Annotated in this window: 11 protein-coding genes and 5 tRNA genes; all 16 read left to right on the top strand. The window is 34.5% G+C overall.

Annotated elements, in window-relative coordinates:
* Window positions 1–55 precede the first annotated feature (55 nt).
* The 16 genes from LW133_RS05830 to rpsG all read left to right on the top strand — a co-directional run bounded on the left by LW133_RS05830 (window position 56) and on the right by rpsG (window position 14,734).
* Window positions 56–131: transfer RNA gene (locus tag LW133_RS05830), tRNA-Thr, on the top strand.
* A gap of 62 nt (window positions 132–193) precedes the next feature.
* Window positions 194–278 (top strand) — tRNA-Tyr (locus tag LW133_RS05825).
* Window positions 279–305: 27 nt separating this feature from the next.
* Window positions 306–382, top strand: a tRNA-Gly gene (locus LW133_RS05820).
* Between the two features lie 67 nt (window positions 383–449).
* A tRNA-Thr gene (locus LW133_RS05815) sits at window positions 450–524 on the top strand.
* Window positions 525–625: 101 nt separating this feature from the next.
* Window positions 626–1,825 carry an elongation factor Tu gene (gene tuf, locus LW133_RS05810; RefSeq protein WP_233038184.1) on the top strand — a complete coding sequence of 400 codons (1,200 nt, stop codon included), beginning with the start codon at window positions 626–628 and terminating at the stop codon, window positions 1,823–1,825.
* Window positions 1,826–1,839: 14 nt separating this feature from the next.
* Window positions 1,840–1,998, top strand: coding sequence for a 50S ribosomal protein L33 (gene rpmG / locus LW133_RS05805; protein WP_095269274.1), 159 nt, complete (start codon window positions 1,840–1,842; stop codon window positions 1,996–1,998).
* A 22-nt stretch (window positions 1,999–2,020) separates the two neighbouring features.
* Window positions 2,021–2,096 (top strand) — tRNA-Trp (locus LW133_RS05800).
* Window positions 2,097–2,120: 24 nt separating this feature from the next.
* Complete coding sequence (gene secE / locus LW133_RS05795; protein ID WP_233038185.1) at window positions 2,121–2,300, top strand: preprotein translocase subunit SecE; 180 nt, start codon at window positions 2,121–2,123, stop codon at window positions 2,298–2,300.
* A 17-nt stretch (window positions 2,301–2,317) separates the two neighbouring features.
* Complete coding sequence (gene nusG / locus LW133_RS05790) at window positions 2,318–2,839, top strand: transcription termination/antitermination protein NusG (RefSeq protein WP_233038187.1); 522 nt, start codon at window positions 2,318–2,320, stop codon at window positions 2,837–2,839.
* A gap of 13 nt (window positions 2,840–2,852) precedes the next feature.
* Window positions 2,853–3,278 carry a 50S ribosomal protein L11 gene (gene rplK / locus LW133_RS05785; protein WP_233038188.1) on the top strand — a complete coding sequence of 142 codons (426 nt, stop codon included), beginning with the start codon at window positions 2,853–2,855 and terminating at the stop codon, window positions 3,276–3,278.
* A gap of 31 nt (window positions 3,279–3,309) precedes the next feature.
* Window positions 3,310–4,014 carry a 50S ribosomal protein L1 gene (gene rplA / locus LW133_RS05780; protein WP_233077480.1) on the top strand — a complete coding sequence of 235 codons (705 nt, stop codon included), beginning with the start codon at window positions 3,310–3,312 and terminating at the stop codon, window positions 4,012–4,014.
* 86 nt (window positions 4,015–4,100) lie between these two features.
* On the top strand, window positions 4,101–4,586 hold the full coding sequence (gene rplJ / locus LW133_RS05775) for a 50S ribosomal protein L10 (RefSeq protein WP_233077479.1): 486 nt from the start codon (window positions 4,101–4,103) through the stop codon (window positions 4,584–4,586).
* 34 nt (window positions 4,587–4,620) lie between these two features.
* Window positions 4,621–4,995, top strand: coding sequence for a 50S ribosomal protein L7/L12 (gene rplL, locus LW133_RS05770; protein ID WP_233038191.1), 375 nt, complete (start codon window positions 4,621–4,623; stop codon window positions 4,993–4,995).
* 138 nt (window positions 4,996–5,133) lie between these two features.
* Window positions 5,134–13,782 carry a DNA-directed RNA polymerase subunit beta/beta' gene (locus LW133_RS05765; protein ID WP_233077478.1) on the top strand — a complete coding sequence of 2,883 codons (8,649 nt, stop codon included), beginning with the start codon at window positions 5,134–5,136 and terminating at the stop codon, window positions 13,780–13,782.
* Window positions 13,783–13,864: 82 nt separating this feature from the next.
* Complete coding sequence (gene rpsL, locus LW133_RS05760; RefSeq protein WP_233038193.1) at window positions 13,865–14,254, top strand: 30S ribosomal protein S12; 390 nt, start codon at window positions 13,865–13,867, stop codon at window positions 14,252–14,254.
* Between the two features lie 12 nt (window positions 14,255–14,266).
* Window positions 14,267–14,734 (top strand): 30S ribosomal protein S7, encoded by a 468-nt coding sequence (rpsG, locus tag LW133_RS05755; protein ID WP_233038194.1) that lies wholly within the window; start codon window positions 14,267–14,269, stop codon window positions 14,732–14,734.
* The last annotated feature ends 3 nt before the right edge of the window (window positions 14,735–14,737 follow it).

Genomic DNA, 14,737 nt, shown 5'->3' with positions numbered 1-14,737 from the left:
GACAAAAAAAATTTTTTTGTCTATAATTTCACATCAATATTTTAAATAATATTGTGCTGGTTTAGCTCAGTTGGTAGAGCAGCTGCCTTGTAAGCAGCAGGTCGGGGGTTCAAGTCCCTTAACCAGCTCCATCAAACCTTATACAGACTTTCTGTTTCAGTGTTTGACCAGTTTCTCTATAGAATATTTTGTTGGTGAGATACTCAAGTGGCCAACGAGGGCAGACTGTAAATCTGCTGACTTTGTCTTCCGTGGTTCGAATCCACGTCTCACCACCACTTGATAGAGATTTTAAAGATAATGATGCGGGAATAGCTCAGTTGGCTAGAGCATCAGCCTTCCAAGCTGAGGGTCGCGGGTTCGAGCCCCGTTTCCCGCTCCATTTACTGGGAGCTGAAATTCTACAAAAAATATTTTTATAGCTCCAATATTATTGTATAATTTAGGGTGCCCATATAGCTCAGTGGCAGAGCACTTCCTTGGTAAGGAAGAGGTCGGCGGTTCAATCCCGCTTATGGGCTCCAGTTTTTCAAATTTTAAGCATTTAAGAGATTTAAAAAAAGTATAAGCACTTTTTGTGTAAAATATTCACTTTAAATCTCAAAAACTAAAATAGGAGTAAAAAATGGCTAAAGAAAAATTTGTCAAAACAAAACCTCATGTTAATATAGGAACAATCGGGCATGTTGACCATGGTAAAACTACTTTAAGTGCTGCTATTTCAGCTGTTTTAGCGACTAAAGGTTTAGCAGAGCTTAGAGATTATGATAATATCGATAATGCTCCTGAAGAAAAAGAAAGAGGTATTACTATTGCAACCTCTCACATTGAATATGAAACAGAAAATAGACATTATGCTCACGTAGATTGTCCTGGACATGCTGACTATGTTAAAAATATGATTACTGGTGCTGCACAAATGGATGGAGCAATTCTTGTTGTTTCTGCTGCTGATGGCCCTATGCCACAAACAAGAGAGCACATTCTCCTAGCTCGTCAAGTAGGTGTTCCGTATATTGTTGTTTTCTTGAATAAACAAGATATGGTTGATGATCAAGAGTTGTTGGATCTTGTTGAAATGGAAGTTAGAGAATTGCTTAGTGCTTATGATTTCCCAGGTGATGATACACCAATCGTATCTGGTTCTGCTTTGAAAGCATTAGAAGAAGCTAAGTCTGGTAGTATTGGTGAATGGGGTGAAAAAGTTTTAAAATTAATGGCTGAAGTTGATGCTTATATTCCAACTCCAGAAAGAGATACAGATAAAACCTTCTTGATGCCTGTAGAGGATGTTTTCTCAATTGCTGGTCGTGGTACTGTTGTTACAGGTAGAATTGATAGAGGTGTTGTAAAAGTAGGCGACGAAGTAGAAATTGTTGGTATTAGAGATACGCAAAAAACTACAGTAACTGGTGTTGAGATGTTTAGAAAAGAACTTGACAAAGGTGAAGCTGGTGATAATGTAGGTGTTCTTTTGAGAGGAACAAAGAAGGAAGAAGTTATCAGAGGTATGGTACTTTGTAAGCCAGGTTCTATTACTCCTCATAGAAAGTTTGAAGGAGAAATCTATGTTCTTTCTAAAGATGAAGGTGGAAGACATACTCCTTTCTTTGATGGATATAGACCACAATTTTATGTAAGAACTACTGATGTTACAGGTTCTATTAAATTGCCTGATGGTGTAGAAATGGTTATGCCAGGAGATAATATTAAGATTAATGTAGAATTGATTACTCCAATTGCACTTGAACTAGGAACTAAATTTGCCATTAGAGAAGGTGGTAGAACTGTTGGTGCTGGTGTTGTTACAAAAATAGTAGAATAATTTAAGGTATAGTAATGAAAGTTAAAATAGGATTGAAGTGTTCTGAATGTGGAGATATCAATTACAGCACTACAAAGAATGCTAAAACAAATACAGAAAAACTGGAGCTTAAAAAATTCTGCCCAAGACTTAACAAGCATACAATACATAAAGAAGTTAAGTTGAAAAGCTAAGGGATTTTCCCTTAGCTTATTTAGGTCAGTAGCTCCAATGGTAGAGCGTCGGTCTCCAAAACCGAGTGTTGGGGGTTCGAGTCCCTCCTGGCCTGCCATTTATTTTGAATGGAAGTGAGATTATGAACAAAATAATTACATATTACAGATTAGCTAGAGAAGAACTTTCTAAGGTAATTTTTCCTACAAAAGAGCAAATTAGAAATGCATTGATCTCTGTTGCAGTTGTTGTGATTTCAATTTCTATTTTTTTAGCTATCGTAGATCTTATTTTATCTGCTTCTGTATCTAGTATTCTTTGAATATAGGAGAAGGGATTATGTCATTAGATTGGTATGCAATACAGACTTATTCTGGAAGTGAGCAGTCGGTAGAAAAAGCGGTAAAAAATCTTTTAGATAATGCAAAGATAGAATGTCGCATAGTTGTTCCTACTGAAGATGTTTTTGAGTATAAAAATGGTAAGAAGATTATCAAAAAGAGAAGTATTTACCCTGGGTATGTATTTATTCAAGTTGATTTAACAACTTCAATTTGGCATATGATACAGAGATTGCCAAAGGTGTCTAAGTTTATTGGTGAGGATAAAAAACCTACACCATTGAGTCAGGTAGATATTAATTCCATTTTGGAAAAAGTTGAAAAAAGATCAGATCCTAAACCAAAGATCTTTTTTGGTAAAGGGGAAGTTGTTAGAATTATAAATGGACCTTTTGTTAACTTTACAGCTGTTGTTGAAGAGTATGATGTTGAACATGAGAAATTAAAGCTTAATGTTTCCATTTTTGGAAGAAATACTCCTATAGAAATACTGTATTCACAAGTAGAAAAAATAGTTTAATTAAGGATTAAAAATGGCAAAGAAAATTGTTGGTGAATTAAAACTTCAAATTCCTGCTGGTAAGGCAAATCCATCCCCGCCCGTTGGTCCTGCTTTAGGTCAAAGAGGTGTTAATATTATGGAATTTTGTAAAGCTTTTAATGAGAAAACAAAGGATATGGGTAATTTTAATATACCTGTATTAATTACTGTTTATCAAGATAAGAGCTTTAGCTTTATTACTAAGAAGCCACCAGTTACAGATCTTATTAAAAAAGCTGCTAACATTACGAAAGGCTCAGATAATCCATTAAAGAATAAGATTGGCAAATTGACACAAAAGCAACTTGAGGAAATTGCTAATACAAAAATGGAAGATTTAAATGCTACAGATATTGAGGCAGCTAAAAAGATTGTAGCAGGCAGTGCTAGAAGTATGGGAATAGAAATAGTAGATTAATTTTAAAATTTAAATTATGGAGATTTTAGGTATGGGAAAAAAGGTAGCCAAAAGATTACAGAATTTGTTATCAAAATTTGATAATACTCAATTATATAGTTTAGAAAATGGGGTAAAGACTGTTAAAAGTTTAGCTTCTGCTAAATTTGATGAAACTGTTGAAGTCTCATTAAAGCTTGGCGTTGACCCAAGACATGCCGATCAAATGATAAGAGGAGCTGTGGTTTTGCCACATGGTACAGGTAAAAAAGTAAGAGTAGCAGTTTTTGCCAAAGGCTTGAAAGCTGATGAAGCAAAAAATGCAGGTGCTGATGTCGTTGGCGATGATGATTTAGTTGAAGAAATTAAAAATGGTAATATCAACTTTGATATGGTTATTGCTACTCCAGATATGATGGCTCTTGTTGGTAAAGTGGGTAGAATCTTGGGACCAAAAGGTTTGATGCCAAATCCAAAGACTGGAACTGTTACTATGGAGGTTGGCAAGGCTGTTGAGAATGCTAAAGGCGGTCAAGTTAATTTTAGAGTGGATAAGAAGGGTAATATTCATGCTCCTCTTGGAAAAGTGAGTTTTGCTGAAGATAAAATTAAAGAAAATTTGGTAGAATTCATTAAAACAATTAATAAATTAAAACCAGCGAGTGCTAAGGGTAAATATATTAGGGGGGCCGCATTGTCTTTGACAATGTCACCATCTGTTAAACTTGAAGCACAGGAATTAATTGACTTAAAATGATTTTATCTTTAGACTAGAGACTATAAGGGCTTAGGCTTAATTGTATTAACTCCTTATATGAAGTTTAAGTCTAGAAAGGAGGAAAAATGACTAGACAAGAAAAACAAGCGTTGGTAGAAAACTTAAGTTCAGAGTTTAAAAATGCAAATTCTTTAATTGTTTGTGATTATAAAGGGTTAAGTGTTTCAAAACTTGAAATATTAAGAAAGGCTGCAAGAAGCTCTGATGCAAAGGTTCAGGTAATTAAGAATACTTTAGCAAAAATTGCTTTTAAAAATGCAGGTTATCCAGATTTTGCAATCAATGATACAAATATCTTTGTTTGGAGCAATGATCAGATTTCTTTATCGAAGTTTGTAGTGAAGTTTTCTGAAGAAAATAAAGATCTTTTTAGTGTTAAGATGGGTTGTTTTGATGGTGAAATTGTAAATAGTGATCATATTGTTTCTGTTTCTAAATTGCCAAGTCGTGATGAGCTTATTGGCATGTTGCTTTCTGTTTGGACTGCTCCAGCGAGATATTTTGTTACTGGTTTGGACAATCTTAAAAAGAAAAAAGAAAATGATAATTAATGTTAAAAATTAAATATTAAAAAAGGAGTATAAAATGGCTATAACAAAAGAAGAAGTTTTAGATTATATTGGTAATTTATCTGTTTTAGAATTATCGGAATTAGTAAAAGAGTTTGAAGAGAAGTTTGGTGTTTCTGCAGCTCCTACAGTTGTGGCTGGTGCAGGTGCTGTGGCTGGTGCAGGTGCTGCAGAAGAAAAAACTGAGTTTAATGTAGTTCTTACTGATGCAGGTGCTAACAAGATTAACGTTATTAAAGTTGTAAGAGAAATTACTGGTTTGGGTCTAAAAGAAGCTAAAGAGGCTACAGAGGCTACACCAAGCGTACTAAAAGAAGGTGTTAGCAAGGACGATGCTGAAGGTTTCAAGAAAAAATTAGAAGAAGCTGGTGCAAAAGTAGAAATTAAATAATTTTTCACCGGAGTTTTTAAACCCAAGGTCTTTAAGATGACTTTGGGTTTTTTGCGTTTAAACATTCTAGGCAAGCTTGTTTAGCAAGTTTTTTTAGAGTGTTTGCTCTTTTTTAATCTACATATGAAGGTTTTTAGTATGTTAATGAAAACAAAAATAAAAAATAGACTACGCGTTGACTTTACACAATCATCACAAAATTTAGAAATTCCTAACTTATTATTATTACAGAGAGATAGTTATGATTCTTTTTTAGAGTCTAAAGATGGTAGAGAAAGTGGTATAGAAAAAGTTTTCCGTTCCATTTTTCCTATTCAAGATGCGCAGAACCGCTTAATATTAGAATATGATGGCTGTGAGTTTGGTAAACCAAAATATACAGTTAGAGAAGCTATGGAAAGAGGAATTACTTATTCTATTCCTCTAAAGATTAAAATTAGACTTTTATTATTAGATAAAGATGAGAAAACTGAAAAAATAAGTGTTAGAGATATTAAGGAACAGAGTATTTTTATTAGAGAAATTCCTTTAATGACAGATCGTACCTCTTTCATTATTAATGGGGTGGAGCGTGTTGTTGTTAATCAATTGCATAGGAGTCCCGGAGTAATTTTCAAAAAAGAAGAATCTTCAACTTCTTCTAATAAGCTTGTTTATACTGGACAAATTATTCCAGATCGTGGTTCTTGGTTGTATTTTGAATATGATGCGAAAGATGTTTTGTTTGTTAGAATTAATAAACGTAGAAAGGTGCCTATTACAATCTTGCTTCGTGCTATGGGATATAATAAGCAAGAAATTTTGAAAATATTCTATCCATTATTAAATATTAAAATTAAAAAGGATAAACATTTTATTGAGTTTAAGCCTGAAGCTTTTGAAGGCAGAGTGGAATTTGATATTAAAAATACGGAGGGTGAAATTGTTGTAGAGGCAGGTAAGCGTCTTACGAAGAAAAAAGCACAAGAACTTTTTGAAAAAGGTCTAAAGTGGATTGAGTACCCTACTTTATTGGATAGATATTTGGCAGAGCCTGTTATAGATCCTAAAACAGGAGAGGTATTGTTTGATACTCTTACGCAGATTGATGAAAGTAAGCTTAAGAAGATTATGGAACATAAGGTTAAAGAACTTGTTGTTGCAGATGATTTGGCTATTGGTCATGATAGTGGTATTTTAAAATCTTTTGCTGTTGACGCTGATCCTCTGAGAATATTAAAGCAAACGGAAAAAATTGAAGATGAGAATGACCTTGCTGCGATTAGAATTTATAAAGTTATGAGGCCTGGCGAGCCTGTAACAAAAGAAGTGGCTAAGCAATTTGTGAAACAATTATTTTTTGATCCTGAGAGATATGATCTTACACGTGTAGGACGCATGAAAATGAATCATAAATTAGGATTAGATGTCCCTGATTATATTACTGTACTTACACAAGAGGATATTATTAAAAGCATTAAGTATCTTATTAAGGTAAAAAATGGTCAGGGTAGAATTGATGATAGAGATCATTTGGGTAATAGAAGAATTCGTGCTATTGGAGAGCTTTTGGCAAATGAATTACATACAGGTCTTGTTAAAATGCAAAAAGCTATTAAAGATAAACTAACTACCCCAAATGTAAATTTAGAAACTTTAATGCCTTTAGATTTAATTAATTCAAAAATGATTACCTCTACTATTTTGGAATTTTTTACAGGAGGACAGCTTTCTCAATTTATGGATCAAACAAACCCATTGTCTGAGGTGACGCATAAAAGAAGATTATCTGCGCTTGGAGAAGGTGGATTGGTAAAAGAAAGAGTTGGGTTTGAGGCAAGAGATGTACATCCTACTCATTATGGAAGAATATGTCCTATTGAAACGCCTGAAGGCCAAAACATAGGACTTATTAATACCTTATCAACCTTTACACGTGTTAATGATTTAGGCTTTATTGAGGCACCTTATAAAAAAGTTGTTAATGGAAGAGTGACTGATGAAGTCTTATATCTTACTGCAACTCAAGAAGATGGACATGTGATTGCCCCAGCTAGCACTAAGATTGATGAAAATGGTAATATTATAGAAGATTTGGTAGATGCTAGAGTGGGTGGAGAAATTACTTTGAGTGAAAAAAGTAAAATTACTTTGATTGATTTAAGTCCAAGAATGCTTGTTGGTGTAGCAGCATCTTTAATTCCTTTCTTGGAGCATGATGATGCAAACCGTGCTTTGATGGGTTCAAACATGCAGCGTCAAGCTGTTCCTCTTCTCATACCGGATGCACCTATAGTGGGTACAGGTATCGAGGGAGTTATTGCAAGAGATGCATGGGAGGCTATTAAGGCTACAAGAGCGGGTATTGTTGAAAAAGTAGATGCAAAAAATATTTACATATTAGGTGAGGATGACAACGGTGCATATATTGATAGCTATCCTTTACAAAAAAATCTTCGTACCAATCAAAATACAAGTTTTACACAAAGACCTATAGTAAAAGTAGGTGACCAAATTACTGCAAATCAAATTATTGCAGATGGTCCAAGTATGGACACTGGAGAATTAGCATTAGGTAAAAATGTTAGAGTTGCTTTTATGCCTTGGAATGGTTACAACTTTGAGGATGCTATTGTTGTTAGTGAGCGTTTAATCAAAGAAGATTATTTTACCTCTGTACATATTTATGAGAAAGAAATTGAAGCACGTGAATTAAAACATGGAGTAGAGGAAATTACAAGAGATATTCCTAATGTGCGTGAAGATGATATTGTACATCTTGACAATAGTGGAATTGTAAAAATTGGTACTTATGTTAGTGGTGGTATGATTTTAGTAGGTAAGGTTAGTCCAAAAGGTGAAGTAAAATCTACACCAGAAGAGAGATTATTACGTGCAATCTTTGGAGAAAAAGCAGGTCATGTAGTGAATAAGTCTCTTTATTGTCCACCATCTTTAGAAGGAACTGTCGTTGATGTAAAAATTTTGACAAAAAAAGGTTACGAAAAAGATGAGCGCACCAAAAGTGCTTATGAACAAGAAAAGGCAGTATTAGATATTGAACATCATGATAGATTGACAATGTTGGATAAAGAAGAGAGATTAAGAATTAATACAATGTTGGCTAAAGAGGCGTTGGGTAGTCAAGCAGTATTAGAGAAAAAGACATATGAAAAAGGTGATTTTATCCCTCAAGATGAAATTGCAAGTATTAGCCGCTTTACTTTAAATACACTTATTAAAAGTTATCCAAAGGCTGTGCAACAAAAGTATAATCAAATTAAAAGTAATTTCTTAGAGCAAAAGAAAACTTTAGGTGAAGAACATGAAGAGAAGCTATCGATCTTAGAAAAAGATGATATTTTGCCAAGCGGTGTTGTTAAACGCGTAAAAATTTATGTTGCAACAAAGCGCAAACTGAAAGTTGGAGATAAAATGGCGGGGCGTCATGGCAACAAAGGTATTGTTTCTAATATTGTTCCCGCTGTTGATATGCCATATACTGCTGATGGAGAGCCTGTAGATATTGTTTTAAATCCTTTGGGTGTTCCTAGTCGTATGAATATAGGGCAGATTCTAGAAGTGCATTTAGGTTTGGTTGGTAAAAAATTTGGTGAGCAGATTGCCGATATTTTAGAGCAACAAAAAACTAATTTTATTGCAGATTTGAAAACTAAAATGTTAGAGATTGCAGGTGTGGTTAGTAATGATACAGCAATGCAGAATCTCATTAAAAATCTTAGTGATGAAGAATTGTTAGATTATGCTCGTGACTGGAGTAAGGGAGTGAAATTTGCTATCCCTGTATTTGAAGGTATTACTCAAGAAAAATTTGATAAGCTTTTTGAAATGGCAAAAATCGCTATGGATGGAAAAACAGATCTTTATGATGGGAAAACAGGAGAAAAGATCCGTGAGCGTGTAAATGTTGGTTATATGTATATGCTGAAATTACATCATTTGGTAGATGAAAAAGTGCATGCAAGAAGTACGGGACCTTATAGTCTTGTAACACAACAGCCTGTTGGAGGAAAGGCTTTATTTGGTGGTCAAAGATTCGGTGAAATGGAAGTTTGGGCACTTGAAGCTTATGGCGCTGCTCATACTCTAAAAGAAATGCTTACTGTAAAATCTGATGATGTTAAGGGTAGAGAGAATGCTTATAAAGCTATTACAAAAGGTGAGGCAGTGGGAGAATCTGAAATACCAGAGACATTCTATGTTCTCACAAAAGAACTTCAATCTCTAGGGCTAGATGTAAATATTTTTGGTGATGATGTAGATGAAGATGGGCAACCTAAACCAATTTTGATTGAAGAAGATAATCGCCCAAAAGATTTTAATACTTTCCAGCTTGTTTTAGCAAGCCCAGAGCGTATTAGATCTTGGAGTAGAGGAGAGGTTAAAAAACCTGAGACAATTAATTATAGAACATTAAAACCAGAGAGAGATGGATTGTTCTGTACTAAAATTTTTGGTCCAGTAAGAGATTATGAATGTCTTTGTGGTAAATATAAAAAACCACGCTATAAAGGTATAGTGTGCGAAAAATGTGGAGTTGAAGTTACAAGTGCTAAGGTTAGAAGATCAAGAATGGGGCATATTGAACTTGTAACGCCAGTGGCACATATTTGGTATGTAAGTTCATTGCCAAGTAGAATAGGAACGCTTCTTGGTGTAAAAATGAAAGATTTAGAACGCGTGCTTTATTATGAGGCTTATATTGTTAAGGAGCCTGGCGAGGCATTCTATGATAATGAAGCTACAAAACCTGTAATGAAATATGATGTGCTTAATGAAGAACAATATCAAGAGATTAGCAAACGCTTTGAGGATAGAGGATTTGTAGCAGAGATGGGAGGGGGTGTTGTAAAAGAATTACTTGAGGAGCTTGATCTCACTGAGTTATTACGATCTTTAAAAGAAGATATTAAAAATACTAATGCAGAATCTAAGAAAAAGATTATTATAAAGCGATTGAAAGTAGTTGAAAGCTTTGTAAATTCTGGAAATAGACCAGAGTGGATGATGCTTACTGTGTTACCTGTGTTACCACCAGATTTACGACCATTGGTCGCATTAGATGGAGGAAAATTTGCAGTAAGTGATGTAAATGATCTTTATAGACGCGTGATTAATCGTAATCAGAGATTAAAGCGCCTTTTAGAGCTTGATGCACCAGAAATTATTGTAAGAAATGAAAAAAGAATGTTGCAAGAAGCTGTTGATGCCTTGTTTGATAATGGTAGAAATGCAAATGCAGTTAAAGGTGCTAATAAACGACCATTAAAGTCTCTTTCTGAGATTATCAAAGGTAAGCAAGGAAGATTCCGCCAAAATCTTCTTGGAAAGCGCGTAGACTTCTCTGGAAGAAGTGTAATTGTTGTTGGACCAAATTTGAGAATGGATCAGTGTGGATTGCCAAAAAATATGGCACTAGAATTATTTAAACCTCATCTTTTGGCTAAGCTTGAAGAAAAAGGGCATGCTACAACTATGAAGCAAGCAAGAAAAATGGTTGAGTTAAAAACCAATGAGGTGTGGGAATGTTTGCAAGAAATTGTTGAGGGATACCCAATTTTGCTTAATCGTGCACCAACATTGCATAAGCAATCTATTCAAGCCTTCCATCCAAAACTTATAGATGGTAAGGCTATCCAATTGCATCCTTTGGTATGTTCTGCATTTAACGCAGACTTTGATGGTGATCAAATGGCGGTGCATGTGCCTTTATCGGAGCAAGCAATTGCAGAATGTAAGATTTTAATGTTAAGTTCTATGAATATTTTATTACCAGCTAGCGGTAAGGCTGTGGCAGTCCCAAGTCAAGATATGGTTCTAGGACTTTATTATCTTTCTTTGGAAAAAAATCATGTAGATGGTGAGCATAAGTTATTTGGTAATATTGATGAGATAATGATTGCTTTAGATTCTGGTAATTTAGATATTAATGCAAAAATTCGTACAGTAGTTGATAATAGAATGTTAAATACAACTGTGGGGCGATTGATTTTAAAATCTATATTGCCGGATTTTGTTCCAGTTTCATTATGGAATAAGACTTTGAAAAAGAAAGATATTGGCACCTTGATTGACTATGTGTATAAAAATGGTGGCATCGGAATTACAGCAACATTTTTGGATAATCTTAAGAGTTTAGGCTTTACATATGCTACTAAAGCAGGTATTTCTATTTCTGCTGCAGATATTATTGTGCCAGAAACTAAGCAGAAAACTATTGAGTTTGCAAAATCTGAAGTAAAGAAAATACAGGCACAATATGATCAAGGTTTATTGACTGATCAAGAGCGCTATAATAAAATTATTGATATTTGGACAGATGCAAACAATAAAATGTCTAAAGAAATGATGGCGTTAGTAGAAACAGATAAAGGTGGATTTAATTCCATTTATATGATGGCTGATTCTGGTGCTAGAGGTAGTGCGGCACAGATTAGACAGCTTTCTGCTATGCGTGGTTTGATGGCAAAGCCTGATGGCACAATTATTGAAACCCCGATTGTGTCAAACTTTAAAGAAGGTTTGAATGTATTAGAGTACTTTACTTCTACCCACGGCGCTAGAAAGGGTCTTGCAGATACTGCTTTAAAAACAGCAAATGCGGGATATTTGACAAGAAAATTGATTGATGTTTCACAGAATGTAAAAATTGTAACTAATGATTGTGGAACACATGAAGGTGTAGAAATTACAGATATTTTCTCAGGTAGTGAAGTGATAGAATCTTTAGAGGAAAGAATTTTTGGCAGGGTTGTTGCAGAAGATGTGATTGATCCAATTACTAATGAAGTTCTTTATAGTGCAGGGACTTTGATTGATGAGGACATCGCAAAACATATTATAGAGGTTGGTATCAAGTCTGTGATTATTAGAACTCCTGTAACTTGTAAGGCTGAAAAGGGTGTTTGTGCTAAATGTTATGGTTTAAATCTTGGTGAAGGTAAGATGAGTAAGCCTGGAGAGGCAGTTGGTGTTATTGCTGCTCAATCTATTGGTGAGCCTGGAACACAGCTTACTTTACGGACATTCCATGTTGGTGGTACAGCATCTAGAAGCCAAGAAGAGCGTGAAATTGTTGCGGAAAAAGAGGGCTTTATACGCTATTACAATATAAAAACTTATACCAATAAAGAAGGTAAGAAAATTGTTGCAAATAGAAGAAATGCTGCAATTCTTGTGGTAGAGCCTAAGATAAAAGCACCATTTGATGGTGAAATTAAAATAGAGACTGCACATGATGAAACATTGGTTTATATACTAGGAGCAAAAGAAGAAGTAAAATACCATTTGCGAAAAAGTGATGTAGCTAAGCCAAATGAACTTGCTGGCGTAGGAGGTAAGATCGAAGGAAAACTCTATATTGCCTATGCTCAAGGGGAAAAAGTAAGTGCCGGTGATAGTATTGTTGATATTATTAAAGATAGTTGGAATGTATCAAATCGTATTCCTTATGGTAGTGAATTATTGGTTGAGGATAATGCGCCAATTGCACAAAGTATTGTGGCAAAAGAAAATGGCGTGATTAAGTATTATAATCTTACAACAGATCATCTTAAGCGTGCAAAAGATGTAAAAAAAGGTGAGATTGTTAAAGAAAAAGGTCTGTTTGCTGTTGTTGCTGATAAGGATGATCGCGAGGCAATTAGACATTATATTGCCCGTGGATCTAAGATTTTGGTTAATGATAATGAAGAAGTAGATTTTAATACAGTGATTGCAGAGCCTGAAGTAGCAAAAAATACGGTGGTTGCAACTTGGGATCCATATAATACACTGGTTCTTGCGGACCAAGCAGGTAAAGTAAGGTTTGAAGATATTATTCCTGGTGTTAGTGTTGCGGAAAAAGAAGATGAAAACACGGGAACTAAAAATCTTGTAGTTAATGAATATTTACCAACAGGATGTAAGCCTACACTTGTAATAGAAACTGATAATAAAGAGAGTATTCGCTATCCACTTGATGCAAAGACAGCTATCTTGGTGTCAGAAGATAGTAAAGTAGCAGTGGCTGATATTTTGGCGAAAGTTCCAAAAGCTACAGCAAAATCTGGAGATATTACAGGAGGTCTTCCAAGAGTATCTGAATTATTTGAAGCTAGAAAGCCAAAAGATGCAGCAATTCTTTCGGAGATTGATGGAGTTGTAAGTTTTGGTAAGAGCGTGAGAAATAAAGAGAGAATTATTGTAACTTCAAAAGATGGTAATAGCGTGGAATATCTTGCAGATAAGAGTAGAGAAATTCTTGTTCGTGCAGATGAATTTATCCATGCAGGAGAGGCAATGACTGAAGGTGTTGTTTCAAGTCATGATATTTTAAGAATTAGTGGTGAAAAAGAATTGCATAAATATATTATTAGCGAAGTGCAACAAGTCTATAGAAGACAGGGTGTAAATATCGCTGATAAACATATTGAAATTATTGTTTCTCAAATGCTTAGACAGGTTCGTATTATCGATAGTGGTAACACTAAATTTATTGAAGGTGATTTAGTAAGTAAGCGTTACTTTAGAGAGGAAAATGAAAGAATTTTAAGTCTTGGAGGAGAACCTGCTGTAGCTGAGCCTATTTTATTGGGTATTACAAGAGCCGCTGTTGGAAGTGATAGTATTATTTCTGCTGCTTCTTTCCAAGAGACAACTAAAGTTCTAACAGAAGCAAGTATTGCAGGTAAAAAAGATTTTCTAGAAGATTTGAAAGAGAATGTTGTTTTGGGTAGAATGATACCGGTAGGAACAGGCTTGCATAAAAATAAAAAGATTTCTTTAAAAACCTTAGAGCAAGAATAAGATTACTCTAAGGATAATAAAAGATTTTTTATTGTAGAATTAAACATTTTTAGAAAAATAAAAAAAACGAAAGGAAAAATAAGTGCCAACTATAAATCAGTTAATTCGTAAAGAAAGAAAGAAAGTTATTAAAAAAACTAAATCTCCTGCTTTGATGGAATGTCCTCAAAGAAGAGGAGTTTGTACTCGTGTATATACAACAACACCAAAGAAACCTAACTCTGCTTTGAGAAAAGTTGCAAAAGTTAAGCTTACTAGTAAGATTGAGGTTATTAGTTATATTCCTGGAGAAGGTCATAATCTACAGGAGCACTCTATTGTGCTGGTTAGAGGAGGAAGGGTAAAAGACTTACCTGGTGTTAAGTATCATATTGTAAGAGGTGCGTTAGATACTTCTGGTGTTGCTAAGAGAACAGTTTCAAGAAGTAAATATGGTGCTAAAAAAGCAAAACAAGGTGCTGATAAAAAATAAGGAAGGAATGAGATGAGAAGAAGAAAAGCCCCAGTTAGAGAAGTTTTAGGTGACCCAATCTATAACAACAAGGTGGTCACGAAGTTTATCAATAAGATGATGTATGATGGTAAAAAAAGTATTGCTGAGAAAATTATTTATGCAGCTTTTGACAAAATAGAGGAAAAAAGTGGTGAAAAAGGTATCGAAGTTTTTGAAAAGGCTTTAGAAAAAATTAAACCACTTGTAGAAGTTAGAAGTAGAAGAGTAGGTGGTGCTACTTATCAAGTTCCAGTAGAAGTTAGACCAGTAAGACAGCAATCTCTTTCTATCAGATGGATTTTAGAAGCTACAAGAAAAAGAAATGAAAGAACAATGGTTGATAGACTTGCAAATGAGCTATTAGATGCTGCTAGTGATAAAGGTGCTGCGTTTAAGAAAAGAGAAGATGTACATAAGATGGCAGAAGCTAATAAAGCATTTGCACATTATAGATGGTAATTA

It is taken from the genome of Helicobacter anatolicus, from assembly GCF_021300615.1.
Taxonomy (GTDB): domain Bacteria; phylum Campylobacterota; class Campylobacteria; order Campylobacterales; family Helicobacteraceae; genus Helicobacter_H; species Helicobacter_H anatolicus.
The sequence above is the reverse complement of the archived record's forward strand: the minus strand, read 5'-3'. Positions and strand labels throughout refer to the sequence as shown.

Coding starts and splice junctions, on each gene's coding strand:
- tuf (WP_233038184.1), top strand. CDS start 626: ATGGCTAAAGAAAAATTTGTCAAAACAAAACCTCATGTTAATATAGGA.
- rpmG (WP_095269274.1), top strand. CDS start 1,840: ATGAAAGTTAAAATAGGATTGAAGTGTTCTGAATGTGGAGATATCAAT.
- secE (WP_233038185.1), top strand. CDS start 2,121: ATGAACAAAATAATTACATATTACAGATTAGCTAGAGAAGAACTTTCT.
- nusG (WP_233038187.1), top strand. CDS start 2,318: ATGTCATTAGATTGGTATGCAATACAGACTTATTCTGGAAGTGAGCAG.
- rplK (WP_233038188.1), top strand. CDS start 2,853: ATGGCAAAGAAAATTGTTGGTGAATTAAAACTTCAAATTCCTGCTGGT.
- rplA (WP_233077480.1), top strand. CDS start 3,310: ATGGGAAAAAAGGTAGCCAAAAGATTACAGAATTTGTTATCAAAATTT.
- rplJ (WP_233077479.1), top strand. CDS start 4,101: ATGACTAGACAAGAAAAACAAGCGTTGGTAGAAAACTTAAGTTCAGAG.
- rplL (WP_233038191.1), top strand. CDS start 4,621: ATGGCTATAACAAAAGAAGAAGTTTTAGATTATATTGGTAATTTATCT.
- LW133_RS05765 (WP_233077478.1), top strand. CDS start 5,134: ATGTTAATGAAAACAAAAATAAAAAATAGACTACGCGTTGACTTTACA.
- rpsG (WP_233038194.1), top strand. CDS start 14,267: ATGAGAAGAAGAAAAGCCCCAGTTAGAGAAGTTTTAGGTGACCCAATC.